The sequence below is a fragment of the Verrucomicrobiia bacterium genome (assembly GCA_035489575.1).
Lineage (GTDB): Bacteria > Patescibacteriota > Saccharimonadia > Saccharimonadales > JAGQNK01 > DATHJY01.
This window is the reverse complement of record DATHJY010000011.1, coordinates 1-23,893: the sequence shown is the minus strand read 5'-3', so window position 1 is coordinate 23,893 and position 23,893 is coordinate 1. Positions and strand designations below refer to the sequence as shown.

Annotated in this window: 24 protein-coding genes and 1 tRNA gene; 10 read left to right on the top strand and 15 right to left on the bottom strand. The window is 50.6% G+C overall.

Annotation, left to right across the window (positions count from 1 at the left end; translation table 11 throughout):
- Positions 1 to 3 precede the first annotated feature (3 nt).
- Entirely contained in the window at positions 4 to 1,185 is a 1,182-nt protein-coding gene (gene rmuC / locus VK694_04635) for a DNA recombination protein RmuC (protein ID HTE58004.1), read from the bottom strand.
- Positions 1,186 to 1,203: 18 nt separating this feature from the next.
- A complete protein-coding gene (locus VK694_04630; GenBank protein ID HTE58003.1) occupies positions 1,204 to 2,043 on the bottom strand; it encodes a ZIP family metal transporter in 840 nt (279 codons plus the stop codon).
- Between the two features lie 83 nt (positions 2,044 to 2,126).
- Between VK694_04630 and VK694_04625 the strand changes: the two genes are divergently transcribed.
- On the top strand, positions 2,127 to 2,555 hold the full coding sequence (locus VK694_04625) for a Fur family transcriptional regulator (protein HTE58002.1): 429 nt from the start codon (positions 2,127 to 2,129) through the stop codon (positions 2,553 to 2,555).
- A gap of 231 nt (positions 2,556 to 2,786) precedes the next feature.
- On the opposite strand, the gene VK694_04620 is transcribed toward VK694_04625, so the two are convergent.
- From VK694_04620 to VK694_04590, 7 genes are all read right to left on the bottom strand, one after another.
- Complete coding sequence (locus VK694_04620) at positions 2,787 to 3,407, bottom strand: phosphatase PAP2 family protein (protein HTE58001.1); 621 nt, start codon at positions 3,405 to 3,407, stop codon at positions 2,787 to 2,789.
- 16 nt (positions 3,408 to 3,423) lie between these two features.
- Positions 3,424 to 3,978 carry a DNA-3-methyladenine glycosylase gene (locus VK694_04615; GenBank protein ID HTE58000.1) on the bottom strand — a complete coding sequence of 185 codons (555 nt, stop codon included), beginning with the start codon at positions 3,976 to 3,978 and terminating at the stop codon, positions 3,424 to 3,426.
- 163 nt (positions 3,979 to 4,141) lie between these two features.
- A complete protein-coding gene (locus tag VK694_04610) occupies positions 4,142 to 4,528 on the bottom strand; it encodes a DnaJ domain-containing protein (protein HTE57999.1) in 387 nt (128 codons plus the stop codon).
- A gap of 124 nt (positions 4,529 to 4,652) precedes the next feature.
- Positions 4,653 to 5,024, bottom strand: coding sequence for a metallopeptidase family protein (locus tag VK694_04605; GenBank protein HTE57998.1), 372 nt, complete (start codon positions 5,022 to 5,024; stop codon positions 4,653 to 4,655).
- Positions 5,025 to 5,185: 161 nt separating this feature from the next.
- Positions 5,186 to 7,363 (bottom strand): hypothetical protein, encoded by a 2,178-nt coding sequence (locus tag VK694_04600; protein HTE57997.1) that lies wholly within the window; start codon positions 7,361 to 7,363, stop codon positions 5,186 to 5,188.
- A gap of 185 nt (positions 7,364 to 7,548) precedes the next feature.
- Positions 7,549 to 8,295 (bottom strand): ABC transporter permease, encoded by a 747-nt coding sequence (locus VK694_04595; protein HTE57996.1) that lies wholly within the window; start codon positions 8,293 to 8,295, stop codon positions 7,549 to 7,551.
- Positions 8,295 to 9,203 carry an ATP-binding cassette domain-containing protein gene (locus tag VK694_04590; GenBank protein HTE57995.1) on the bottom strand — a complete coding sequence of 303 codons (909 nt, stop codon included), beginning with the start codon at positions 9,201 to 9,203 and terminating at the stop codon, positions 8,295 to 8,297. Before VK694_04590 ends, VK694_04595 begins: the two co-directional genes overlap by 1 nt.
- A gap of 110 nt (positions 9,204 to 9,313) precedes the next feature.
- Between VK694_04590 and VK694_04585 the strand changes: the two genes are divergently transcribed.
- The 4 genes from VK694_04585 (at position 9,314) to VK694_04570 (ending at position 12,137) form a co-directional block, all read left to right on the top strand.
- Positions 9,314 to 9,535: a peptidoglycan-binding domain-containing protein gene (locus VK694_04585; GenBank protein HTE57994.1), complete on the top strand. Its 222-nt coding sequence runs from the start codon at positions 9,314 to 9,316 to the stop codon at positions 9,533 to 9,535.
- Positions 9,536 to 9,825: 290 nt separating this feature from the next.
- Positions 9,826 to 10,245 carry a peptidoglycan-binding domain-containing protein gene (locus VK694_04580; protein ID HTE57993.1) on the top strand — a complete coding sequence of 140 codons (420 nt, stop codon included), beginning with the start codon at positions 9,826 to 9,828 and terminating at the stop codon, positions 10,243 to 10,245.
- Positions 10,246 to 10,419: 174 nt separating this feature from the next.
- On the top strand, positions 10,420 to 10,911 hold the full coding sequence (locus VK694_04575; GenBank protein HTE57992.1) for a hypothetical protein: 492 nt from the start codon (positions 10,420 to 10,422) through the stop codon (positions 10,909 to 10,911).
- A gap of 47 nt (positions 10,912 to 10,958) precedes the next feature.
- Positions 10,959 to 12,137, top strand: coding sequence for a replication-associated recombination protein A (locus VK694_04570; GenBank protein HTE57991.1), 1,179 nt, complete (start codon positions 10,959 to 10,961; stop codon positions 12,135 to 12,137).
- Here the strand turns inward: VK694_04570 and VK694_04565 are convergent.
- From VK694_04565 to VK694_04545, 5 genes are all read right to left on the bottom strand, one after another.
- Entirely contained in the window at positions 12,129 to 12,836 is a 708-nt protein-coding gene (locus VK694_04565; GenBank protein ID HTE57990.1) for a hypothetical protein, read from the bottom strand. The genes VK694_04570 and VK694_04565 overlap by 9 nt on opposite strands.
- Before the next feature lie 270 nt (positions 12,837 to 13,106).
- Positions 13,107 to 14,225, bottom strand: coding sequence for a methionine adenosyltransferase (gene metK / locus VK694_04560; GenBank protein ID HTE57989.1), 1,119 nt, complete (start codon positions 14,223 to 14,225; stop codon positions 13,107 to 13,109).
- Between the two features lie 316 nt (positions 14,226 to 14,541).
- Entirely contained in the window at positions 14,542 to 15,498 is a 957-nt protein-coding gene (locus VK694_04555) for a phosphatase PAP2 family protein (protein ID HTE57988.1), read from the bottom strand.
- 183 nt (positions 15,499 to 15,681) lie between these two features.
- Positions 15,682 to 16,500, bottom strand: a complete 819-nt coding sequence (locus VK694_04550; protein ID HTE57987.1) for a hypothetical protein — start codon at positions 16,498 to 16,500, stop codon at positions 15,682 to 15,684.
- A gap of 156 nt (positions 16,501 to 16,656) precedes the next feature.
- Positions 16,657 to 16,899: a hypothetical protein gene (locus VK694_04545; protein HTE57986.1), complete on the bottom strand. Its 243-nt coding sequence runs from the start codon at positions 16,897 to 16,899 to the stop codon at positions 16,657 to 16,659.
- Between the two features lie 633 nt (positions 16,900 to 17,532).
- On the opposite strand from VK694_04545, the gene VK694_04540 reads away from it, so the two are divergent.
- The 3 genes from VK694_04540 (at position 17,533) to VK694_04530 (ending at position 21,353) form a co-directional block, all read left to right on the top strand.
- Positions 17,533 to 17,606: transfer RNA gene (locus VK694_04540), tRNA-Gln, on the top strand.
- A 361-nt stretch (positions 17,607 to 17,967) separates the two neighbouring features.
- Entirely contained in the window at positions 17,968 to 19,092 is a 1,125-nt protein-coding gene (locus VK694_04535) for an ATP-binding protein (GenBank protein HTE57985.1), read from the top strand.
- Entirely contained in the window at positions 19,089 to 21,353 is a 2,265-nt protein-coding gene (locus tag VK694_04530; protein ID HTE57984.1) for a S8 family peptidase, read from the top strand. Before VK694_04535 ends, VK694_04530 begins: the two co-directional genes overlap by 4 nt.
- A 36-nt stretch (positions 21,354 to 21,389) precedes the next feature.
- Here VK694_04530 and VK694_04525 read toward each other — a convergent pair whose 3' ends face one another.
- Positions 21,390 to 21,593, bottom strand: coding sequence for a hypothetical protein (locus VK694_04525; GenBank protein HTE57983.1), 204 nt, complete (start codon positions 21,591 to 21,593; stop codon positions 21,390 to 21,392).
- 374 nt (positions 21,594 to 21,967) lie between these two features.
- Between VK694_04525 and VK694_04520 the strand changes: the two genes are divergently transcribed.
- Both VK694_04520 and VK694_04515 read left to right on the top strand, forming a co-directional pair.
- On the top strand, positions 21,968 to 22,465 hold the full coding sequence (locus VK694_04520; protein ID HTE57982.1) for an NUDIX hydrolase: 498 nt from the start codon (positions 21,968 to 21,970) through the stop codon (positions 22,463 to 22,465).
- 301 nt (positions 22,466 to 22,766) lie between these two features.
- Entirely contained in the window at positions 22,767 to 23,504 is a 738-nt protein-coding gene (locus VK694_04515) for a hypothetical protein (protein ID HTE57981.1), read from the top strand.
- Positions 23,505 to 23,893: the final 389 nt, after the last annotated feature.

The window sequence follows — 23,893 nt, the reverse complement described above, 5'->3', positions numbered from 1 at the left end:
ATTTTATTCGTCGGCGACATCTATGAGTTTAGTGTTTTCGGCAGTTTCTGTGGCTTTGTCGGCCAGCTTTTGTACGGTGCCTAATTTGCGTTCTATTGTGCGGCTTTTTGTGCTGGCGGAGTCTATGGTTTTGGTGGCTTGTACCAGCTTGTCCCTGGTCTTGTCCAAGAGGTCTCCAAACTTGCCAAACTCGCCCTTGATGGTGGTCAGCAGCTCCCACACCTGGCTGGTCTGTTCGGCAATGGCCAGCGTACGGAATCCTAGCTGGTAGCTGTTCAGGATGGCTGCGATGGTAGTCGGCCCGGCTACGGTCACTCGATAGTGATGCTGCAGATGCTCGAATAAGCCGGGTTGTCGAAGCACCTCGGCGTACATGCCCTCTATGGGTACGTACAAGATTGCGAAGTCGGTTGTCTTGGGCGGTTGTATGTATTTTTCTTTTATGGATTTGGCCTCTAGCTTGACCCGAGTTACCAGACCCTTGGTAGCCAGTGCTACCGCCGCTACGTCACCCTTTTCTTGGGCGGCTGCCAAGCGTTGGTAGTCTTCTAGCGGGAACTTGGCGTCAATGGGTAGAAAGATAAACCCGTCCTTGGAACTTTTGTCTGGCAGCTTAATACAAAAATCTACCTGGTCTTGGCTGCCGGCCTTTAGCATGACCTGCTTTTCGTAGTGGTCACGTACAAAGATTTGCTCTAGGAGGTTTTCTAGCTGCACCTCACCCCACGTACCACGAGTCTTTACATTGGTAAGCACTCGCTTGAAGTCGCTAACATCCGTAGCCAGGCCTTGCATCTCGCCCAGGCCTTTGTGCACCAGCTCTAGGCGCTCGCTAACAATTTTAAAGCTTTGTCCCAGCCGCTTCTCTAGGGTGCTTTGCAGTTTTTCGTCTACTGTTTCGCGCATTTTCTCGAGCTTGTCGGCGTTGTCTTTTTGCAAAGATTCCAGACGGACCTCTACAGTTTTGCGAATATGTTCTAGTTTTTCGTCATTCTTGTCACGCAAGCGCTCTAGCTGTCCGGTCAGTTCTAGGCGTAAGTCTTTGTTGGCGTCAGAGAATTCTTTGCGGTTACGGGCAAACTCATCGCGCAGAGGGCCGTCTAACCCGGCGCCACTTTTGCGCGTTAGCAGATACGCCAGCGCGCCGAGATTTAGTACCCCCAGTAAAACTAATACTATCTGCATCCCGCTTATTGTAACAGGTTATTCCACGTCTAGGTCGTCGTGATACGAGGGCTCGTACTCTTGTACGTCAATGACTTCTCCGGGAGTGTGTTTGCGGCCGTCTTCTATGAAACTATGCGAGATATTTATGGCTAGCCCCACTACCACAACTCCTAGGACCAATAACAGTGGTTGCAGGTCGAATAACCGCTTGGGTGACTTCTCGTGAATCTCGGGAATAACGTCACTCATGGCAATGTATAGTAGAAAGCCCGCGCTGACACCCAGCAGGACGCCCGTAGGCAGCGCTTCGGCACTACCTAGTGCAAACGTCAGTACCGCCGCGGCTGTCGTGGCTAAGGCGCTGCCAATATTAACGAGCAGTACATTTTTTCGTGACATACCACGCTTCAGCAACAAGCCAAAATCGCCTATTTCTTGCGGGATCTCGTGCGCAGCAACGGCCAGGGTGGTAACTATGCCGGTTGAGGGGCTGATCAGAAAAGCGGCCGCAATAGCGACACCATCCATGGCATTGTGAATAGTATCACCAACGATAATCAGGCTGCGTGCTGGGTCCTTGCCAATTTTTTCGTGCTCGTGATGGTGGTGAAACCAGCGCAGAAAGCGCTCGGCAAAGAAAAACACGACAATTCCCGCCAGTGTGGCTTCTAGCACGGTGACAGGTGGAGCTTGCTCGACCCCTTCTTTGATCAGGTCCAAAAACACGGCTGCAAGCAGTGCTCCGGCGGCAAAAGGCGTAGCGTAGTGGGCTAATGCCGTGGCGGTTTTCTTTCGACTGAGTAATAGTATTCCGCCTATCAGCGAAAACACGCCACCGATAAGCGAGAAGAAGATAACGTCTACATAAGTACTCATTTTGTATTCCTATTTTATGATCCCAGTATTGCCAAATTTAATGCATACTGCAAATATGTTGCAATTTTTGATAAAATTGGGTCATGAACGCCGAATTGCCAACCTTGGCCACCACCCTGAAGCAACAGGGGTACAGCCTGACTAAAACCCGTCAGCTGGTATTTAACGCCCTGACTGATAGCGACGCCCTCAGCATGAACCAGCTGATCCGCAAACTGCAGCACAAAATGGACCGGGCTAGCGTGTATCGCACGGTCGACCTGTTCGAGAAAATTGGCATAGTCAATCGGCTGCAGATTGGCTGGAAGTACAAACTAGAACTCAGCGAAATCTTTGCCGGGCACCATCACCATGCCAGCTGCATGCAGTGCGGCAAAGTGGTTGCTTTCGAGGAAAGCCCGGAACTAGAAAACGATATACATAAGTTGGCAGAAACAGTTGGCTTTAGCCTGACCAGCCACAGCCTTGAACTTCGCGGCCTCTGCCCTACCTGCCATCAGGATGACAATTAATCAACTATTCACTATCTTTGGCGATTTACTCGCCTAAGATAGTGTCCCAATGGAAGGGATGGATCACGAGTGAAGCGAGTCTAAGGAAGGGAAATCCCTGGAGGCCTTTCAGGCCTGGGTTTCCCTTCCTTAAATTCATAAGACCCCAGGCGTCTGCCTAGGGTCTGTGGAAGCCTCACACTTCCTCATTTAGCGTACGCCCAGCTCTGTCCTTTGACAAGAGCATAAGCACTATCTTTTGGCGAACTTTTCCACAGGTATGTAGGTGCTGGCAGCAGCCACGAAAACACCCAGACAAAAACCAGCCAATACATCTAGTGGCGTATGAACGCCAAGGTACAGCCGAGACCATGCCACCAAGATAATCCACGGCACTGGCAGCCACCACAACCGCTTGGGCAGGTACGGCAAGAGGGCCAAGCTGACAGCCGTAGCCAACGCGACATGTCCGGACGGAAACCCAAACCCCCGTACGACTATCTCGCGCGATATGACCTCTTCTAACAACAATGGCGGTCGCGGTCGACCAACCAGTACTTTGGCTACGGTGGCCAAGATGTACGACAGCAACCCAGCACGCAGCACCGTTAGGGCCGGTTCGGGGCGCCACTTCAACACAAACAGCAGCCCTACTATAGCGATCAGCACCCAGGCGTTACCCAGCTGCGTAATAAGCAGGGCAAATATGCCTAATTGATCCGAGGCGTCGTAGAGGGTGGTAAAGATAGACTTCTCTAGGGGGCCCATGGTAGCACTTTGCAGGGCTACGCCACACAGTATCAAAAAGGCTGCCGCCGACAATCCCACCACAAGTGGCTTGTACGGAAAAGCAGACTTTTTTGTTTGAGACATCAGCTACAGTATAGCTCTAAAATCTTGAAACGTAAGGGTTGTCTCTGATGTAAAATCGCCATGGCTTATCAACCGCTCTAGAAATACCAACACGAGTGGTTTCAACTATTTCATCCACAGCCACACCCGGTCGGATAGAAAGCGGGCCGCCGCCAAGCGTACTGCCGTTTAACGCTGCAGTGATGCCTAGGGCCTGGGCTGCTTTGGCTGGACCATTGGTGAGATTTTGGGCAGTCTGCGCCCGTCGCCGCACCTGCATGAGGGGGATCCCCTGGGTAGGCTGCAGTGCACGAATCAGCACGGCCTGACCATGCCCCTCGGGGCCAGTCACAATGTTCACGCAGTAATGTATGCCATATATCAAATAGACATAGACAGTACCGGCTGCTTGGTACATGGGCGCGTTGCGACGGCGCACGCCGCCAAAAGAGTGGCTAGCCGGATCGTGCATGTCATAGGCCTCGGTCTCGACAATAATACCCGCCGTTACACTTTCTGGCGTCTGATGCACTAGCTCATAGCCCAACAGACTGCGGGCAGCGCGGAGACTATCTGTAAGATCAGGGTGCATAGCTTTATACTATATCGATTTTTCGTCCTTTTGGACTCATCAGCATAGACTTTGTAGTTGCCCAATACACATCTATGGAAGTCGAGTACGGAGGGGTAGGCAAGGTTTTGGCATATAGCCAGCGCCAGGCCCTACCCCTCCATGATCTGGCTGTGCCAGATCTTCACGGTGTTCCTATCTGGATCAAGGCCATTCCAGCACCGATAATCACCATGACGGCAATACCTAGTGCACCCAGCAGCCAACCCTGCGCAACTGCTCGCTTGCGTTCAAGTGCGCAGTTCTGTCGTACGTGCTGGCTCAGTGCTCCTGGTGGTGCGAGACGCAGGCCTCCACTCAGGCGGTCATACCTCTGGCGTTGCCGTGGATCACTCAGCACGTTGTAAGCGTGAGTAACACGGTCGAACTCCTCCCGAGTGGTACCACCCAGCAGGCTACTGAGGCTGTTCAACTGCAGCAGCACATCGTAAGCGCCCTGGATCTGTTGGGCAGAAGCGGTTGGCGCAACGCACAGCAGCTGATAGTAGTTGGTTATACTCCGTGCGGTCACAAGTACTCCTTGCCTGGAGGCGGGAATGCGGGCGTGTGGTGCGGACTAAGGTTCGCAGTGTCACTTTGTATAGAAACAGTGAAACTAGTTTTTATTATACAATAAAATTTACAACTTGCCATTCTTACTCGAGAGCGTGGATACGGTCGTGGTCTAGGCCATAATGGTGAGCTATCTCGTGCCACAAAGTGTGGCGGATCTGTTCCTTGAGTTCGTCCAGTGTGCTTACCGAATATAAAATGGGGTGCTTAAAAACAGTTATTTTGTCAGGGACAACCAGGTTATAGGCACTGTTTCGCTGGGTACGCGGGATACCCTGGTACAGGCCAAAAAGGGTTTGGTTGCAGTGCAGTTTTAGCTGGGCGCGTTGTTCTGGGCTAGGTTCGTCCTCGTAGGTTACCAGGACGTTATTGAGCCCTTTGACATATTTTTCTGGGAGGGTGTCCATGGCCTCGCCTATGAGTTTCTCGAATTCATCATCATTGATAGTTAACATGCTAACTATTGTATCAAACTTACGCTTGGATTTCGTCGTTTACGACTCATCAGCAGGATTTTTTGCTATTCCTGGATCCAATGCGACACCCGGTCAATAAACTATGCTGGTTGCATAGTAATTGCCGGGTGCCGCGTTGGCTGAATTTCTAGATGTTGAAGCTACCGCTTCCGTCGCGTGCCGCCGGCACTGCCACCCGAACGACGACTGCTGCTCGAACGGCTTGCACGGGTACCACCGGCACTTCCGCCTGAACGACGCGACGAGGAACTCCGGGAGGAGCTGCTGGAACGCGAAGGCGTGCTGGACCGTGAGGACGAGCGCGACGGTGTGCTACCGAACCCACCCGGGATGCGCGGCAGGAAGCCACCACCGCGACGACGCGAACGACCGGAGTCGCCGTAGCCATCGTTGTAGCTACTACCGCCGTAGTCGGTGGTGTAGGTAGGGGTGGGGGTACGGGCCTCGACGGCCTGGTCTTTTGCGGCCTGAGCCACATCGTCCAGTTCCTTGTCGACCAAGCCCACCTGAAGCGAGATGGCCAGGAGTTCCGGCTGGCTTGCACGCAGGGCGGTCTGGATGTCTCCGGCCTTGGTGACACAGGCGGTGGCCTGGCCGCGGGTCGGCGATTGGACGTCGTTGCCGTAGCCAGCGATGGCGCTGACCAGGTTGGTCGCCTTGGTGACGAGTGCCGACACGTCAGCCGGCAGGCTGGTGCGCAAGCGCTCCAGTTCCGTCTGACGAGCTTGGACGCGCGCAGTGGCCTCCTGTGCCGTCCGCAACTGCTCACCAGCGTTGGTCAGGTGCTGCTCGGCGGTGCCGAACTCCTGATCCTGCGCTGCGGTGCCGGCTGCGGTGATGTGCGCCTCGGCGGCCTGGAGGGCTGCTGAGGCATCGGTGACACAGGTCTCGATGTCCTGCCAATTGGTCCTGGCAAAACCGCTGCGAAGCGTCTGCAGGATTGTCCCTGCCTTGTTCGCCGCAGCTCGAGTGTCGCCGACCAGCTTGGTCTGTGTGGCGGCTTCCTCGCGGATCCTGGCTGCCCGCTTGGGCAGTTCGGCCAGCTCGGTCGCCGCTTGCTGACAGCCGTCGATGACGGACTGGGCACGGTTGTGGGCGGTCACGAACTCGCTCTTGGCGTAGGCCTCGTCGGCATCAGTAAGTGCCTTCTGAAAGCCCGAAACCTGGGAGCTGTAGGTGTCCACCTTGAAGCCGGCCGTCTGCTGGGCCTGCACCTGGGTGGGCAGATCCTGCAGCAGGCCAGCGGCCTTCGCCCTGTTGGAGTCGAAGTTGTCACGCTGCTCTTCCAGCTTGCGACACTCGGCAGCCAACTCATCGCTGGTCTGCTTGGCCACGGCGACGTGAGCCTCCAACACGACCAGACGCTCCTCGACATCGGTGCGGAACTCGTCCGTGCCTTCGAGGTTGACGTCTGTCTCCAGCTGGCCATCGGGCGCAAGCGTCTGGGAGATGCTGTTCATGGCGCCAACCAGCTGCTTCCGCAACGCGGACAGCTTGGCCTCGTCGGACGCGGTCAGCTGGAGCATCCAGAAGTCCACATCCGTGAGGAGCGCCTTCTGACCGCTGTCGAGAGCCACGTAGGCATTCTCCACGTCACCAAAGCGCTTGGCCTGGTTGGCCTGGCTGTTCTTGCGACGCTTGGAAGCACCCAGCTTGATCACGACGAACCAGATGAGTCCGCCCAGCAGGACGATTCCCACGATGACGCCGAACACCACGAAGACGGCGGTGCCGCTCGAGGAATCGTTGTCGTCGCTGGACGGGGTCGCGCCTCCGCCACCAGTACTGGGCAGCTCGGGGCTACCGCCGGTGTCGCGCTGGTAGATGTCCTCCAGGAAGGCGATCGTGCCATCGACGTAGTGACGGTCGAAGTACAGGTCTTCGCTGACCTGCGCCTGACGATCGGCGTCGAAGTACGACATCCAGTCCTGGCCGAAGATCATGCCGTAGTAGAGGTCGGACGTGCCGTCCACGGTATCGGCGGCCAACAGCAGCAACAGGTCGTCCTTGACCTCTCCGTCGGGACGGAAGAGCTCGGGACAGTTGGGCTTCAAAACCTCGGTCTGGAAGGCCTGGGCGTCGCTGATGTTGTGACCTTCGTCGTCGACGCCCATGTCATCGATGAGGACGACGTGGACTTCGGCGCCGAGGCCGGCGAGGTCGTTCATGGCGCTGGCCATGTTGCCCTCGTCGGTGTCGTCGACGTTGTTGAAGATGCTTCGACAGAACTCGGAACCCTCTTGGGCGTTGGCAACGCCGGGCAAGCCCAGCACCGCCATGATCGCCAGCAGGACGCTGACGCTCAGGAATCGCTTCACGGGTACACCTCCTAAGGTGTGGTCGTGAGGTCGGGTATGCACTTGCTTGGTCTCTGCCACATGCAAAGCTGCTACAAATAACTAAAAAATTCAGCCAAAATGTGAAAGAGCTACTGGGAAATCCCCAATAGAACTGCATAATTATACAATTATTAGCCCTTTTTTACAATACCGGAGAAGCGACTCTAATTTGCGTCTCGCCGAAGGAACAACACCCAGGCAACCAGCAATCCAACCACCATATACGTCACCACTACTAGTGCTGCACGATTATCTGAAATAGCCATAGCATCAGGAGGGCCGGTTCCAAGTGACATATTGAGTGCGTTGAATGGCAAATATGCCACATTTTTCTTGAGTACTAGACCCAGCAAGGGTTCTATGGTTGCCGGGATCAGGAAGATAGCCGCAATCGCGCCCACCTGCACACGAATGATCATGGCAATGATAAAGGCATAAACCACATAGGCAATTCCCGCTAGCAGGCTATGCCACACAAGATGCCACACCTGTATGGTCTGATGCCCCATGTCCAGACCGCGAATATGAATGGCCAGCAGGGACAGCAGCGGAGACAAAGCTCCAAAAACAGCAGTAAAGACTACGGCAAATAACGTGATAGTTAGTAGCTTACTCAGGAATACTTGGCTACGGCTTTTGTTGGCCGTCAGAGTAAAGACAATGGTGTTATACCGGTATTCGTGCGTAACCAGCAATATTGCCACCAAGCCACCAAACAAACCCAGAGCACTTATAGCAGATATAACCTGAACGCTCAAAAACTTTGGATCTGCCAGAGCCTCTGGTGCGGTATGCCACCCTGTTACATAAAAAGCAAACAGCAGATTCATGGCCACGGCGAACAAAAGGATAATGTAAGTAGAGCGAATACTCAGGATTTTGCGGAGCTCACTCTTGAACGAAGACAGCATTATTTGTCCCCTTTCTGTGTTTGATATTCTTGGGCGTTGGCAGTTAGCTCGAGGAAGGTGTCTTCTAGCGAAGCCATGTGGGGCGCAAGTTCTAATATAGTAATACCTTCTTTAAAGGCCAGCTTGCCAATATCATCGGTCTTGGCACCATGCACAGTTATGCCGCCATCAGATAGCTGTGTGGTCCAGCCGGCTTTTGTCAGGCTAGTCTCTAGCACTTTTTGCTTGTTACTGCGTACAAACACGCTAGAGTGACCATTGCCGGCCACCAGGTCTTTCATGGATGAGTCAGCAATCAGCTTGCCCTTGCCTATAACTACTACGTTGTCAGCCATCAGAGCCATTTCGCTCAGTAGGTGGCTAGACACAAACACCGCGTTACCGGCGTCAGCATAGTCCTTCAGAAAGTCACGTAGCCAGGCAATACCCTCTGGGTCCAGGCCGTTGGCTGGTTCGTCTAGAATAAGATATTTTGGCTCGCCCAGTAATGCTGCGGCGACACCCAAGCGCTGGCTCATGCCCAAAGAGAATTTGCCAGGCTTTTTGCGACCAACGTCGTGCAAGCCCACTATGTCCAACACTTCGTCTACACGTTTGTGCGGAACACCCCCGGCGTCAGCCAGTACTTTTAGGTGGCTGCGGGCCGAACGGGTGGGGTGGAAGGCCTTGGCCTCTAGCAAAATGCCAACGATCTTCGAGGGCTGCTGGTATTCAGAAAGGTGTTTGCCGTCAAAGGTAGTGTTGCCACCGCCATTGTCCAGGCCCAGCATGAGCCGCATGGTCGTGGACTTGCCTGCTCCGTTTGGCCCTAAAAAGCCGGTTACCTTGCCAGTTTCTACGGTGAATGAAATGTCGTCTACCGCAACTTTCTTGCGGTACTTCTTTGATAGGTTTTGAGCTTTAATCATACTGCCTCATCTTATCGTGTACTTCCTCAAAATCAAAGTGCGGAGTCCATTGCCACTGAATACATGAAAATATGAAGATTGTTAGAAATATTGCAGGTAAATATGAATAAATCATTAAAGATCCAAAGGCTTATAACATCAACTGGCTACGCATAGATGGTACTTTTGGCCAACAGACAAAAGATGTTGTGACATTCTACCAAGCGGCCAACAGTCTTCCTGCCGATGGTATTATTGGTCCACAAACATGGGCTCGGATCGAAGCTGACTGCAATTCGTTCTGGTTCTGGAACCACGAGGATGTGTGCTCGAGCCGCTGGGCTTACTTCTAGAGATCAGCAACTTTGGATGTAGGTAGTATTCTAACCCCGGCATTGTCGGGGTTAGTTTTTGGATTCACCAGAACTTCATGCCATGCATTACGGCAAATTAAAGTTCAATGCAAAAAACATAAGCGTTTAATATTAGAAAAATCACAGGAAATCTGAGCCAGCTGCGTAAAAATATACAAGCTCGAGCACAAACATATAAATACGTGTGACCTCCCTGCTCTATGGAAAGTAGAGTGTTATTTTTTTAGCCCTTAGTGCAGGTGGGTCAGACGACATAATCAGGAGTAGAAATGACAAAAACGAAACGAATAGTAGGGGTTTTTGCTGCGTTAGCATTTGTTGTGGCATCGGTTGCAACTTTTGCGGCACCCCAACAGGCATCGGCTGCAATGAAGCTCAGCGCTAATTGGTGCGCAGCGCCAGGCAAGCGACCACAGCTCTCCAAGCGACCCGGGGAAAATACGGGCGAGTGCGTCAAGCCATTGCAGACCTTCCTCAAGGGTGTTGGCGGCAGTCCAGGCCTGGCCGTGGACGGTAATATTGGACCCGCTACCGATACTGCAATAAAGCGCTTTCAGACTAACGTCCCCCAACTATCCCCTGATGGAATAGTGGGAACACGAACATGGGAAGCTATATTCTGGATTTGCAATGCCAACCCAACTGCAAACACAGCCTACTTCTGCAACTATGCGCCTGGATCGGCTTAGCCCGACACCGCAACGACGTGACGCGCACATGTAGCATTACATAGCCACTCGTAGCGCAGGACGCAAACAACCCCAGCACATGCTGGGGTTGTTTCTTTAGCCATCTTCTTTAATGTCTATTGACATCCACTGGTTGTTGAAATTACCATAGGCACATAAGCATAAGGATTTAACATGCCAGCCAAGACCTCCTCTACAAAAAATAAACCCGCCAAAAAGAAATTAAAAAAACTCTCCCGCTATCCAAACATGAAACAAATGTCCATAGCGATGGTCATAATATTGGTGGTGACAGGCATCGGCACGTACAGCTTGCGCAGAACGTTTGCCCTGAGACAATCGCCGTCTATACTCGAATGCCAGAAGTTTAGCCCATATTTATACAAAGGCGTACGAAACCAGGATGGCTGCGTGGCAGCACTCCAAGGTTTTTACCACGACAAGTACGGGGTTAATATGAGCATAGACGGCATATTTGGCCAGCATACCGAGGCCGTCACGCAAGTCTATCAAGCCACACGACTACCTAACTATCCCGCGGTGCCTGTGACCGGAAAAGTAGAAGCTGGCAACTATAACAAAACCTGGGCAAAGATAACTCTCGACTGCTACAATGCCGAGACAGGCAAGCCCTGGGCAGTGTGCAATCGCCACTTCCGCTACTAGCCCAGGCAAACACCAACTGTTGGCATAGGGGGGGTTATACTGGGAGCATGCCAGAAACACCCCTAGCCGAACGCATGCGCCCCCAGACTCTTAGTGACGTCATTGGCCAAGAGCACCTGATAGCATCCGGCAAGATCATTCGGGAAATCATAGGACAAAAGCAACCCACCAGTCTTATCCTGTGGGGTCCGCCTGGCAGTGGCAAGACCACCTTGGCTCGTATTATTGCCCGAGAGACCGGGGCCGAGTTTGTCGAACTGAGCGCGGTCAAATCAGGCAAAGCTGATGTCATGAAGGTTATAGAGCATGCCGAAGTCAATCAGCGCTTGGGCATGCAGACCATTTTATTCGTGGATGAGATCCATCGGTTCAACAAGGCCCAGCAAGACGCTTTCTTGCCACATGTAGAAGATGGCACCATCATACTCATCGGTGCCACCACAGAGAACCCGAGCTTTGAAGTCATTACACCGCTGCTCAGCCGTAGCAGAGTGTTGGTATTGGAATCTCTGAGCAAGAACGATATCGTCAAGATCATCAAAAAAGCAGCCAAGGCAGAAAAGCTCAGCGCCAAACAACTGCCCGCCAAGAGTATCGACCTGCTTGCCGAGCTGTCTGGTGGCGATGCCCGGGTAGCCCTGGGCAACCTAGAATTAGCCCGCCAGTTGGGCAAAGGCAAGATTACGCCAGAAATAGTCAAAACCGCAGCCCAAAAGCGTGTACCCGGCTACGACAAAGCCGGCGAGCAGCACTACAACATTATCAGCGCCTTTATAAAAAGCATGCGTGGCAGTGACGCCACAGCCACCCTGTATTATCTGGCACGAATGCTGCAAGCAGGTGAAGACCCCAAGTTTGTGGCTCGGCGCTTGGTCATTTTCGCCAGCGAAGACGTTGGGTTGGCAGCTCCGGCTGCGCTTAACCTGGCCATCTCGACCTTTTTGGCTGTAGAGCGCATCGGCATGCCAGAGTGTCAGTACAACCTATTCCATTGCGCCGCCGTCTTGGCAAAAACCGAAAAATCTCGGGTGGTAGCAGATGCCATGGCCGGCGCACTGGCCACCGCCCGTGAGTATCCGGACTTGCCCGTGCCACTACACCTGCGTAATGCCCCCACCAAACTCATGAAAGATTTGGGCTACAACAAAGACTACAAATGGCAGGCCGACTTCAAACCCGGCAATGGCTTTCTGCCAGACGAGCTCAAAGACTTCACGCTACTTTGAGGAAACCAGCTCACGCCGGGGCGCGGGGTCTACCTCATGGTCTGCCAGAGTAAAAGTAACTTCCACTAGCTCTGCCGTCGAAGCGTTAACGGCAGTATGTGGCTGCTGTGTGTCAAAGACGTACACGTTGCCATCTGCGCGTAATGGGTACGCTCCGGTGTCAGCCGACATCATATAGCAGTTAGGGTCTGCACTAACCACCAGGTCGGCCGTGGGTGTCGAATCTACATGCATCCTAAACACAGTCAGTGGCGAAATCACATTCAGCTGCATGCGGCCAATCCGAAATGGCATGCGCTCGTACACTTCATGAAAAACAGTGCCCTCGAACTTTGGGTTGAACAAAGAGAAATCTCTTTCATAGAAGCGTTTCTGATGAGTCTGGACGTCGCGCAGAGAATTGTTTTGTGTGCTGTACTGTGAGTTGTTTCCGTCATACAGCGGCTCGTCAGCCTCGGGACGGTGCGTCAACGAGAGCGCGCACAGACCACCAGAATGTGACACGCCCCGCATTTCATTCTGTACAAGGATCGACTTGTAGTCCTGCAGCAAGCGCTCTGGCTCTATCTCTGTCGCTATAACTTCTAGCAAAAATTTTGCCTGCCGGGCGGCCGTGGCTTCGTGCCGTAATTCATCCTGTCCTATCTCTGCTGTCCATACTTGATTTGCCTCGTTGCCAAACTGCTCACCCTGCGCCATAGAACCCCACTCTTGATAGTATGATTTAGTAATTAGGATGTTACGCGTAGAATTCGTAACATCAGCTACTCTATCATCTCGCTTATGCCTATCTTGAGAGAATAATTACAGAAAAATTAAAATGCTATAGTTTCTGCCTGATGTTCCGAAAAAGTTGTGTAGCATCAGCCAGCTAAGATCCAGCGCCCAGACCGGGCCATCGTCAAAGCCTGGCGGCCTAAATAGCACATGGCCGCCAGGCACTTCCTCTACCGCAGCCCCTGTCGTCAGCTAGACGACCTTCTCCCATGGCAGGCCAGCTTTGCCAAAGTGACCGTAGGCGCTGGTTTGGCTATAGATAGGACGGGCCAGGTCCAGGGTTTCGATAATTCCCTTTACCGACGTGTCTATCAGCTTGTCTTTGAATTCGTACAGTTTTTCTTCTGTCACGGTCGCTGTGCCAAAAGTGTCTATGGTCTGCATGAGGGGCTTTTGTTTGCCAATGACGTAAGCCAGACCAACCTCACAGCGACGAGCCAATCCGGCAGCCACAATGTTCTTGGCAATGTAGCGCGCTGCATAGGCGCCTGAGCGGTCTACCTTGCTGGGATCTTTGCCGCTAAAAGCACCACCACCAACACGGGCGTAGCCGCCATACGTATCCACCACTATTTTGCGACCCGTTAGTCCGGCGTCGCTCTCGGGTCCTGGGATATGCCACAGACCAGTGCCGTTCACCACAATGTCAGTGTCTTTTGGCAGCTTGAACTTGTACTGTTTCAGGACAGGCTCGAACACATGCTCGATAATATCTGCGCGAACTTGTACGGCTGTCGTTTTTTCATGATGCGCTACAGCTGCCACCAGTTTTTCTATAGCCACCGGCACACCGTCTTCGTAACGAACGGTTACCTGCGCCTTGCCATCTGGGCGCAGCCATTTCAGGATACCTTTCTCGCGGACTTCATCTATCCGACGAGTCAGTGCATGAGCTATGGCAATAGGCAGCGGCATCAGTTCTGGCGTTTCGTCACACGCATAGCCGAACATCATACCTTGGTCGCCGGCGCCGTCTTGGTCTACGCCCAAGGCAATCTCTGGAGACTGCTCGTGTATATCATTGCTAAAGCTCGACTCTTGGCTAAAGCCCCAGGCCGGTTCGGTGTAGCCGTGCTTCTTTACGACATCACGGACAATTTTTTCATAGTCTAGCTTGGCCTTGGTCTTGATCTCGCCAAACAAACATATTTGATTGGCCCCGGCTACCGTTTCTATGCCCGTATGTGAGTGAGGGTCCTGTGCAAGTGCCGCGTCCACGATAGCATCACTAATAGCGTCGCAGATCTTATCCGGATGTCCGGCGCAGACGGACTCGCTGGTAAATAGTGTTGCACCCTTAGGAGCGTTCATGTTAGAGACCCCTTTCGAGAGCGGAAGCCAGCACTGGTGAGTGCGATGTGTTAGTTCTTGCAAGGAGGCGTATCTGTAGGATACGACGACGCGCAAAACTGACGCAGCGTGCCACCAGGCTGGGCTTCCGTTGAATGCGGTCTCTGATATGAATGCTTTTGGGCATTAAAAAATCCTTTCTTGGTCTCCCAGAGAAAGGACGTGCTAGAGCAACGATATCTTTCCCGGAAACCGGGTCTAGATGGAGCACCTTATCCTTATGGACAGGTTGCTAGCAGGTCGTAAAGCTAGAACTCTCGCTACTTCTGTATATCTTTTAATTGTTAATGTCTTCTATAGTAGCATATGCATTTTGCAGTGCAAGTTCTTCAGCCGTATGTATGACCACCCACTCCTCTAACAAAATGTTTTCCCACAAACGCTGCATGCTGCGCAGCACAGCCGGTGCCAACGCAAAAGCCGTGCCAGCATACAAGGCACCCACAACAGCGTCTATTAGGTAGTGCTCGCCCTGATAGACCGTTCCAAAGTAAATAGTCAGCGGATATATGCTGGCGGCCAATCCCCACCTTTTACCAAAGAGCTTATACACAAACAAGGCAAGCAGCGTGGCGTAGGCTGCATGCAGCGACGGCATGGCAGCTACCGGGTTGGGCGATATCCGGTTATAGAGCGACGGAAAGTCGTGGATACCTAGCGCCGCCCACACATGGCTGGACACCCGGGTGACCGGTGGAATTATTTGCTGCTGGCTGGCCATCCATGGTGGGGCTGCCGGAAAAGCCAGAAAGGTCAAAAAGCCAGCAAAAGACAGCGTGACAAAAGCGCTGATATAGTTCCAATATACCCTGGGGCGATATTTCCATATCAGCAGCGCCAACCCAAACGGCAACACAAAGTGCAACATGTAAACCAAGTAGATATAGAAGTCATACCACTGCACAGAGCCATGCCATAGCCAGGCCTGCAGCGCTTGGGTGGGCAACATGCCAAAGCCCAGGAAACGATCCGCATGCACCATAAAGGTGTAGTTAACGTTGCTGTTCAGTGACGGCACCAGTCCACGAAAAGACTCATACACCAACAGCAGCAACACAAATGGAGCCAGTCGCTTAAAAAACTGCCAGCCTTGGCCAAAGGCCATAAACACAAACGTCAGAAAAACTAGCAATTTGTCGGGCGTAGGAAAACTGGGCTGCCTGGCATACAGCAGCACGCTCAGGCATGCGCCGGCTATCCCAACCCCCCGCAAAGCTGTCTGTTTATTACTCATAAATATGTACAGGTATGATGTTATTTTCCTCACAATAACGGAGGCACATGCATAGTATACTGCGTGAGTATGAAAAAGCGACATGTCAGCAATATGATTCTGCTCATTGGCTTCTTGCTGTTCGTGGCCGCTTGCTGGGTTATCTTCTCGCAGACCGTCCTGCATAATTAGACCAACCTCGGCTTACGCAGTAGCAATACGATCCAACTCGTCAACAATTGCCTCAGTAATTGGCAGCCTCAAGTCGTTCGCTAATTCGCCATATTCGCCATTATGGTTGCATTCTAAAAAGATAATCTTTCCGTCCGTGTCTTCTATAAAATCAAACACCCCGAACTTGAGCCCCAGTTTCTCTAAGTATGAAAAACACAGGGCTTGTTGGTCGGCCGGAAACGAAGCTTTGCGAATTTTCACGGCATCTGTAAAAAAGTGTATACGCCAATCTTCTTTAGCAGCTGCTTTGGTGTAGATGGCGCCAGCAAATAAACGATCGCCCACAACCACTACCCGCCATTCACGTTTCTTGATAAGCCGCGGCTGCCAGAGCCCAGGAAAAGGATTACTGTTCTTTGGTAAGCTAGACGGGCTATTTATAAACGGTGTAGTGGGCACTATCTGCTCACGGCCATCCACTTCTACCATGGCACGTGGAAGCTTGAAGATCACCGAATGTGGCAGACTGTGCTGAATTGGCTCCCACTGATTTGCAACCACAGTCTCTGGAATGGTAAACCCGATCTGCCTGGCTGCTAGTAGTTGTGTGAGCTTATGCTCGGCATGCAAAATACGGCCCGGCGGATTAAGCCAGGCCTTTTCTGGGATGGCGTGCCAGAGAGAATATTGTATATGTTTTTGCTGCTGTTCAAGCGATGATCTAGAAGTCGCGCTGTTTCCGTGGACGAATGGCTTGCGGTACCAAGCAGCAGCTATATCATGAGGCTCAAGCTGACGACCCATGTATTCTATGCGCAGTCCATCCTGCAGGTTAATGCCTATACGCAAAGAACTTGTCCCTTTTGCAACTCTATCAGCCTCGTATACCACTACCTTATAACCGCGGTCTCGAAGCTCATTTGTCACTGGGCGCCAATTGTTATCTCCTGAATGCGAGGCAATCAGAACTGTTTTCTTATAAGAATCAGCCTCTTTTCTCATGCGTTAGCCATCTGCGACGAGCGATCCGTCTTCCTGCGTGCAGTAAACCACTGGCGTCTCGTTGCCTGGCAATCTGACTGTCTTGGTAGATGCGACGGCCTCGAGTACCGCCCGGGCCAGAGTGGCTGCGTGTTCCGCAACAGATCCTGCTGTAAAGCCAGCTAGTTCAATCTCCTCAGTACGGTCTATCCCGCCAAAGCCTTCCATATCGCCAGCGGCAAAAGGCTCGATTTCAATAACACTCATCGTAATCCCCTCTCTTATTAGCATGCCCGTTTGCAAAAAATAAAAACGGCATTTGTCTTCTATGTTCCCAGCATCGCTGGAAGACAAAATACCGCTTATAATATTTGCTAAAAAAATAAACGCTACGGACCAATTGCCGTAACAACCTTACAGTACTCCGCATGACCCGCTTGTACAAGTTGTTTGAAAAAAGCACAACAACGTAAGCACCATGCCATAACAAAATATACCCGCGCAACGCTGCCTCCTGGAAATGCTGGCATGTTTCTAGTATAATCACCGAAGTTAATAGGCATCGGACGCGCGCATTAGTAGCCTAAGCCCTGCTCTAGGGTAAAATAGAGTAAGTTACTGTGGATTGGCCAAGTGTGAGAACAGCCTGTGGCTGTTCGCAAGGAAGCTTTTTAGATTACAAACTTGTTTGTAGTATAAAAAGTTCGGGGGCGCGGAACGTGCCAAGGCAGAAGTTTCGGGTGAGATAAGTCCCAAGGCTCATCGCAAGGACACCTGACTGATTTGAAGCTTGCTTCAAATAATGTCAGTGTCGGGACCGCAGAATGTGGTCGCCGAAGGTGAGTCGAATCCCTATAAATTAATAATTCGAACCCGTTATAGGGTAAAATAAAATAATACTGGGGATTGGCCAAGTGGTAAGGCAGCGGATTCTGGTTCCGCGATCGGGGGTTCGAATCCCTCATCCCCAGCCAGTAAAAAAGCATCGGCCTTGGTCGGTGCTTTTTTACTGCTTGATCGTAGGGTCCGGTTCTGCGAAGCAGACTGCTTCAGCAGGCCGCAATTCGCAGGTTCGGTCGGCAAGCCCGCCCACAGGAGCTTGCTCCGAGGACGGGTGCAGGCGTGCGTTTCACCCTGCCGCCCCAGCCATGAGATTATTCAATTAAGAAAGATGTCCGAATTTGGGCATCTTTTTGTTTAGCGGACAATGGTTACACCTTGGAAAAGTTTGGAAAAGTTCGAATCCCTTATCTCGTAAAATCAATCATTCGTATAATCTCTTATCTGTTATATCCAAAACTTTCATTATCCGCGTTTTTTGGATAGAATAAGATTATGTTTTCTACAGCCGAAATAGTTGAACTAATAAAAGCGCACAAGTCGGGTAGCGATGAGCTCTTTGATAAAACAATTCAAAAGCTAGTACGTAGTAGCGAACAAAAGGGCAAAAAAGGTGTAGCAAAGGCTTTGCGTGATATTTACTCTAAGCCCAATGAAATGTACAGAAAGGTCACGCAGTCATCACTTAAGCAGGTGCCGGCGGCTCCTACCTTCGCAATGGATACGTCGGCTGACGTAACTCTTGATGATGTGGTGTTATCGAAACGCAACCAACTTGTGGTGGATGAAATAATCCAAACTTGGAATAGCCGTAAAAAGCTTAAGGCGGCAGGGCTATCCCATGGTACTAAGGTAATATTTTACGGTTTACCTGGTACCGGTAAAACTTACTTAGCCAGTGCGCTTGCCGGCACCCTGGGCCTACCGATAGTAGATGTAGATGTGAGCAAGCTCATATCTTCATTCATGGGCGAAACCGGTAAAAATGTTAGTGAGCTGTTTGTCGGTAAAGAGCAGCAAATTTTATTTCTGGATGAGTTTGAGTCGCTTGCAAAAAACCGGGCCGATGAAATGGACATTGGCGAGGCTAAGCGTATCGTAACTGCCATCCTTCAAAACATAGACACGCTAAATGATGATGTACTCCTAATAGCTGCCACCAATCATATTGAAATGATTGACTCAGCAATACGTAGGCGTTTTACCTATGAGCTTGATATGGATGATATCGATCTTGCCTCGCGAAGAAAGATGTTTAATCTGTACCTCAAAGATCATAAGAATATAGAGGATGATGCAATTGATACTCTAGGCGAACTGGCCACTGAATTTACCGGTCACGACATCCAGCGCATTTATACAAAAACTATGAGGCGTTCAGTCTTGAGCCTCGACAAGCTTACATTTGAAGAACAGATCTTCAAGCAGCTGACCGAAACCAAATACCGTAAAAAACGTTTTAACTCGAAGGACACTACTGATGTAAATGAACTTAAAAAAGTAGTAAAGGCGCTCTGGGCTGTCAATAAGAAGTACTTTACTTACGAAATGCTTGAAAGTATGACCGGCATACCTCACGCAACCATTCACTACTTGGTATCTAAGAGGGGAACGAAATGAATGAGAACTTACCATTTGTAATACCAAGCACGCAAAGTGCAAAGGCCACCAAGGGCGGTGGCAAGGGCTACACATTTTTTGGTGACCCAATCAACTTCAATGAGCATAAGCAGCAGCGTATTAAGGATCTGCAAGAAGTTACTCGTGAGGCTAAGGCTGAAAAGCCGAAGATATCAAACCCTGAACAGCTTTCGTTTCTGGATATCGAGCTTGACCCTAAAGCAACAGCGAAAAGCAGCATACCAGTTGAGTTATTTGACGATTATGGGCTTGACGTGAACAAGCGGCTTGATACTAATGAGCTGGTAATCTCAGGTACGGATGAGGCGCTGGAAAAATTTGAACAGGCATTGGCGGATTTCGAGTACGTTCCACAATTAAACGATGACGGTAACTTTAAGAACAAGGGACCGGCGCTGCTCTCAGCAATCACTAAGATCTCACGAGTCAGCAAAGAGCAAAAATTAGATGGAATAGTCGAGGAAGAGAATCTTGGCGTAGCGTATTTCTATAAATCAATATCAGCACTGAACGCAAAAAAGATTGCCGACGAACTTATCAAAACGCGTGGTATAAAAGCAGAATATATGGTGTCACCGTCAGGAGCCAAAATTTTAACTGGTGAATTTTCTGCGGATGATGTCGATCTTATTACAAATGACGATTACGAAAACCCATTCGCCAAGTTCGAGGTTATGCATCACATCGGGGTGGTGACCAAAAGTATCAACACCACATACCCTATCACGAAAGCTGATATAGACCTCAGCAACGCTAAAACAATCGTAGGCATCGTTGACGGCGGCATTGCCGAGCTAGATGTTCTTGAAGATCTAGTTGTAGACCGCAAGGACTACACCACTGACCCAGATAGCGATAAATATCATGCTACACTTGCGGCAAGCAGAACTATCTTCGGTAATGACATTGAAGATCAGTTATTTGATAACAACAAGCTAGCCGCTAACGCCAAAGTTGTCGATGTCAAGGTCATGGAAGGCGAGGACGGCCCCACGCCAGTCGAATTGATTGGCTACCTTGAAGACGCAATAAAGACGTTCCCAGATGTTAAGGAATACAGCATGTCTCTAGGCATGACAGACCTTTGCGCACATAATAAGAAGTCATATCTAACGCGCGAGCTTGACGCCCTTCAGCATAACTATGGTGTAGTGTTTGTGGTGTCGGCAGGAAACCGTGACGATTTTCATACACGGCAATATCCAGACGTACTATCGGAACCGGACTCTTCACTGAACTCACCGGGAGACTCGATCAACGGCATATCCGTAGGTGCGCTTGCAGACAAGGCAAACAAAGACTCTTTGGCACAAGTTAATGAGCCGTCTCCATTCACAAGAACAGGCTTTGATGGCATACGAAAACCAGATCTCGTCCATTATGGCGGCAATGCGCGAGCAACAGGAGTTTGGCGCGATCAAGGCGTGAAAGGCTTAAGCGTAGTGGAGAATGAATTGTATGAGAATGTTGGCACAAGCTTTGCCACTCCAGTTGTAAGTGGCGAACTTGCGCAAGCACTAACAGTCGTCGAAGAGTCCGGTTACGATAATGCCGTGGATCTTGCCAAAGCGCTAACTATCCACTCGGCGAGTTATATCCCAAATGAAACATCACTAATCAACTCGACGGATCTAGATAAGATTGTCGGCCATGGCGTTCCTGATGTTAAGAACGTGCTATTTGCCGATAAGACTAGAGTGGTTTATGTAATTAGCGGCGAAATTGGTGGCGTACCACCACGATCCAAAACTCGTGAAGCTGTACGCAAAATTAGTTTTACCATTCCAGATGAACTTAAAAATCTAAAAAGGCAGTTGAATGTACGTGCTACACTTGCATACACTGCGCCGATTGATCCGAACGACGAAGTAGATACGGCCCAGAGCGACGTTACAATGACGCTTTACAAGGTGAACTCTCGGAAAAAGTTGAGGAATTCTGGCAAAGCAGATGACTCCGACTACAGCTATAAACCAAAGTGGTATACGATAAAATGCCTCGAGCGGACCTACTCCTCAAGATCGTATGACGGTGGTGAATGGGAGTTACGTTTAACGCTTCAAACTCGTGGCGATGCGGATGACGACAGTTTTATGCAGCCATTTGCGGTAGTAATATCCATCGAAGATATCGGTGACGATGATGGCCGTATAGACCTTCAACAGATAATCAGGAACAACCATAAGCAGTATGTGCGCATAAATGAAATAAGCAACCGGCAAAGGGCAACAACTCGCTAGTTTTTAGTGGTCATACTCATTGGGAGCTAGCCGAAGTCATAATGTCCCAGACTTAGCATTAGTCATGCCGTCCTCGAGCATAGGCTCTTCTGCCTCGGTATATATACTTATGAGTAGAGTGTAGAGATCTAGTAACCCATCACCAATTTCTTTTACCTCTTCAAATGTGTATGTTTTTCCGTTTTGCTTTTCCAAAATCTGCCGGAGCCGCTCATACATTTCGTTGCTAATTTCGACCATAGCAGACTCCACAAATCATGATATAAAAGGTTTGGAATAAGTTCACTATTCCCAGCCAGACTAAGGAAGTCAGACCATGTGTCTGGCTTTTTTAGTCTGCTGAGCGAGGCGGGATTCGAACGGGGACAGCCTGTGGCTGTCGCCCGCCCTTGGTTTTTGAACTGTGTTCAAAAATTGCTATGAGCAAAACATTTGTTTTGCGTGGCAAGGTCGAATCCCTCATCCCCAGCCAGATTTGATAACAGAGGTGAACGTGCTCCACAATTCAGAGCACTTTTTATTTTGCCATAGCTCACCTCTGTAGAATGGGGTTCGAATCCCTTATGACGGCCATATGTATGATTCTGGAACCTAGTCTTTGATATAGTTAGATTATGAGTAAAATTTCCCATGATAGCGAGACACCTGCGCATGGCCAACAAGTAATCACAGTTTGTGCTTTTATCCACCATACATTTGATGGCGTAACTAAAGTTTTTCTGCCAAAAAGGGCCGCGACCAAAAAGTTTCTGCCGAACGTCTACAATGTGCCAGGGGGTCATGTGGACTATGGCGAAGATTTGGTGACCGCATTGAAGCGCGAGATTCAAGAGGAATTTGGTAAGAAAGTAACTGTTGGCGATCCATTCGCCACCTTTGACTATATGAATGAGATTAAAGGCACGCACTCGGTTGAGATTATCTACTTTGCCCAGTTTGAGGACGGCAATGAAAGCATTGAGCTGGTTCCTGAAGATCATTCGAGCTACGCCTGGATCGCTGAAAACGAATTGGAATCTATGTTTACTGCCGGTCGCGAAGCCAACGATCCGGAGCTCACTGTGATGAAAAAGGGTTTTGCGCTTTTGAGCGGCGAGAGCCCGCAATTTTGAGCTGGGCATTTTACGCCTCTAGCCTTTCAATGACAGTGACCTTGTCTTTATGGTAAACGGAGCCAAGCTGCTCTAGCTTACGCGCAACAAGAAGAAAGTCAGCAATGATGGGGTTCGAAGCGTGGGATGTATACCAAGCCTTTAGTAGCTTTGTCTGCGCAAAATGTAGATCTGCATCTTGACTTTATTCACTCTAGCGGCATAATAGAACGGCTTACAGCTTGTCTGTGAGTAACCTCTATAAGGAGTTCGTGTCTTTCTACGACAGCAGCGGCGAGAATATCGTTGCCTGAGCGAGGGAATGCAAATGGCCACGGGCGGAATCAACAATGATCGGCTGCACCGGCTTATCATGGAGCTGGCTGATCGTCACAGGGCGCACGACATCTTCACATACATCCGAGATGGAATCAGACTGCCACTAGAGCGGCGTTTCAGTCAACTGAACAAATTTGTCGTATTTAGCGTGATCTTTTCGGACATGATGGACCTGATCGCACGGCAGTATGGATCAAACCCGGATGACCTGAGTGCTGCCATCGTGGAACATGCCAAGGACGACATGCACCACTTCCGGCTGCTGATTTCCGACTACAAAGAACGAATGAAGATCGACAGCATCATGCTGGACGACGTAGAGCAAGTGCTCTTCGCCAAAGAGCACCTTTTCATGCGGACCTACGCCTACGAGATGATGCAGATCTGCTTCCGCGTCATGGACAACCCTGTGCTGCTGGTGTGCTTCCTAGAAGCCATCGAAGGCTCGAGTTACGCCATGATCTCGGGGTATCACCCTGCCCTGAAAGACTACCAGGCACACAGTGGACTCAACCTCCGATACTTCGGTACCACCCATCTGGAGATCGAAGAAAGCCACGAGCGCCTGCTCGACAAAATCCATGTGAGCGACGAGATCTTCGCAGTGTGCGATGCAATCGTCCGAGAGCACTTCGAGAACGCCTGGCGGATGCTCGATGCGTCCCTGGAGTGCACCTACGACTACGAAGAAGCTGTGCTTGCAAAGACAGCGGCAGGATAGCTCGACACCTGATGTAGACCGGTCCAGTGGACACCCTCGCACAACTGCTTGGGTGTCCACACGGACATCACCTCACGCGAGAGTCACGAACTCCTTACAATCCAAAATTTTCCTGCCTTTTGCTAGGGCAGTTTTATACTCATGAACTTTTCATTGACAACTAGATTTTTCGCTAACCACCGGCAGCAAGTGGTTGTACTGTGTGATATTTCTTTTACAATAAATAATTAATATTGTAAACTGCTGATTCCGTGAATCACGAAACCCCCAACACATAAAGCACCCGTTTTGCTACTCTTGAAGTGCTAGCTAAAAGAGGAAACAAACATGAGTGCTTTACAAAAACATCATATCGTCGATCTGTTTGTTTGGGTAGACGAATGTCTACC

Excerpts from the sequence above, each read along its gene's own strand:
- rmuC (HTE58004.1), bottom strand. The coding sequence starts at position 1,185 with ATGCAGATAGTATTAGTTTTACTGGGGGTACTAAATCTCGGCGCGCTG.
- VK694_04630 (HTE58003.1), bottom strand. The coding sequence starts at position 2,043 with ATGAGTACTTATGTAGACGTTATCTTCTTCTCGCTTATCGGTGGCGTG.
- VK694_04625 (HTE58002.1), top strand. The coding sequence starts at position 2,127 with ATGAACGCCGAATTGCCAACCTTGGCCACCACCCTGAAGCAACAGGGG.
- VK694_04620 (HTE58001.1), bottom strand. The coding sequence starts at position 3,407 with ATGTCTCAAACAAAAAAGTCTGCTTTTCCGTACAAGCCACTTGTGGTG.
- VK694_04615 (HTE58000.1), bottom strand. The coding sequence starts at position 3,978 with ATGCACCCTGATCTTACAGATAGTCTCCGCGCTGCCCGCAGTCTGTTG.
- VK694_04605 (HTE57998.1), bottom strand. The coding sequence starts at position 5,024 with ATGTTAACTATCAATGATGATGAATTCGAGAAACTCATAGGCGAGGCC.
- VK694_04595 (HTE57996.1), bottom strand. The coding sequence starts at position 8,295 with ATGCTGTCTTCGTTCAAGAGTGAGCTCCGCAAAATCCTGAGTATTCGC.
- VK694_04590 (HTE57995.1), bottom strand. The coding sequence starts at position 9,203 with ATGATTAAAGCTCAAAACCTATCAAAGAAGTACCGCAAGAAAGTTGCG.
- VK694_04580 (HTE57993.1), top strand. The coding sequence starts at position 9,826 with ATGACAAAAACGAAACGAATAGTAGGGGTTTTTGCTGCGTTAGCATTT.
- VK694_04575 (HTE57992.1), top strand. The coding sequence starts at position 10,420 with ATGCCAGCCAAGACCTCCTCTACAAAAAATAAACCCGCCAAAAAGAAA.
- VK694_04570 (HTE57991.1), top strand. The coding sequence starts at position 10,959 with ATGCCAGAAACACCCCTAGCCGAACGCATGCGCCCCCAGACTCTTAGT.
- VK694_04565 (HTE57990.1), bottom strand. The coding sequence starts at position 12,836 with ATGGCGCAGGGTGAGCAGTTTGGCAACGAGGCAAATCAAGTATGGACA.
- metK (HTE57989.1), bottom strand. The coding sequence starts at position 14,225 with ATGAACGCTCCTAAGGGTGCAACACTATTTACCAGCGAGTCCGTCTGC.
- VK694_04555 (HTE57988.1), bottom strand. The coding sequence starts at position 15,498 with ATGAGTAATAAACAGACAGCTTTGCGGGGGGTTGGGATAGCCGGCGCA.
- VK694_04545 (HTE57986.1), bottom strand. The coding sequence starts at position 16,899 with ATGAGTGTTATTGAAATCGAGCCTTTTGCCGCTGGCGATATGGAAGGC.
- VK694_04535 (HTE57985.1), top strand. The coding sequence starts at position 17,968 with ATGTTTTCTACAGCCGAAATAGTTGAACTAATAAAAGCGCACAAGTCG.
- VK694_04530 (HTE57984.1), top strand. The coding sequence starts at position 19,089 with ATGAATGAGAACTTACCATTTGTAATACCAAGCACGCAAAGTGCAAAG.
- VK694_04525 (HTE57983.1), bottom strand. The coding sequence starts at position 21,593 with ATGGTCGAAATTAGCAACGAAATGTATGAGCGGCTCCGGCAGATTTTG.
- VK694_04520 (HTE57982.1), top strand. The coding sequence starts at position 21,968 with ATGAGTAAAATTTCCCATGATAGCGAGACACCTGCGCATGGCCAACAA.
- VK694_04515 (HTE57981.1), top strand. The coding sequence starts at position 22,767 with ATGCAAATGGCCACGGGCGGAATCAACAATGATCGGCTGCACCGGCTT.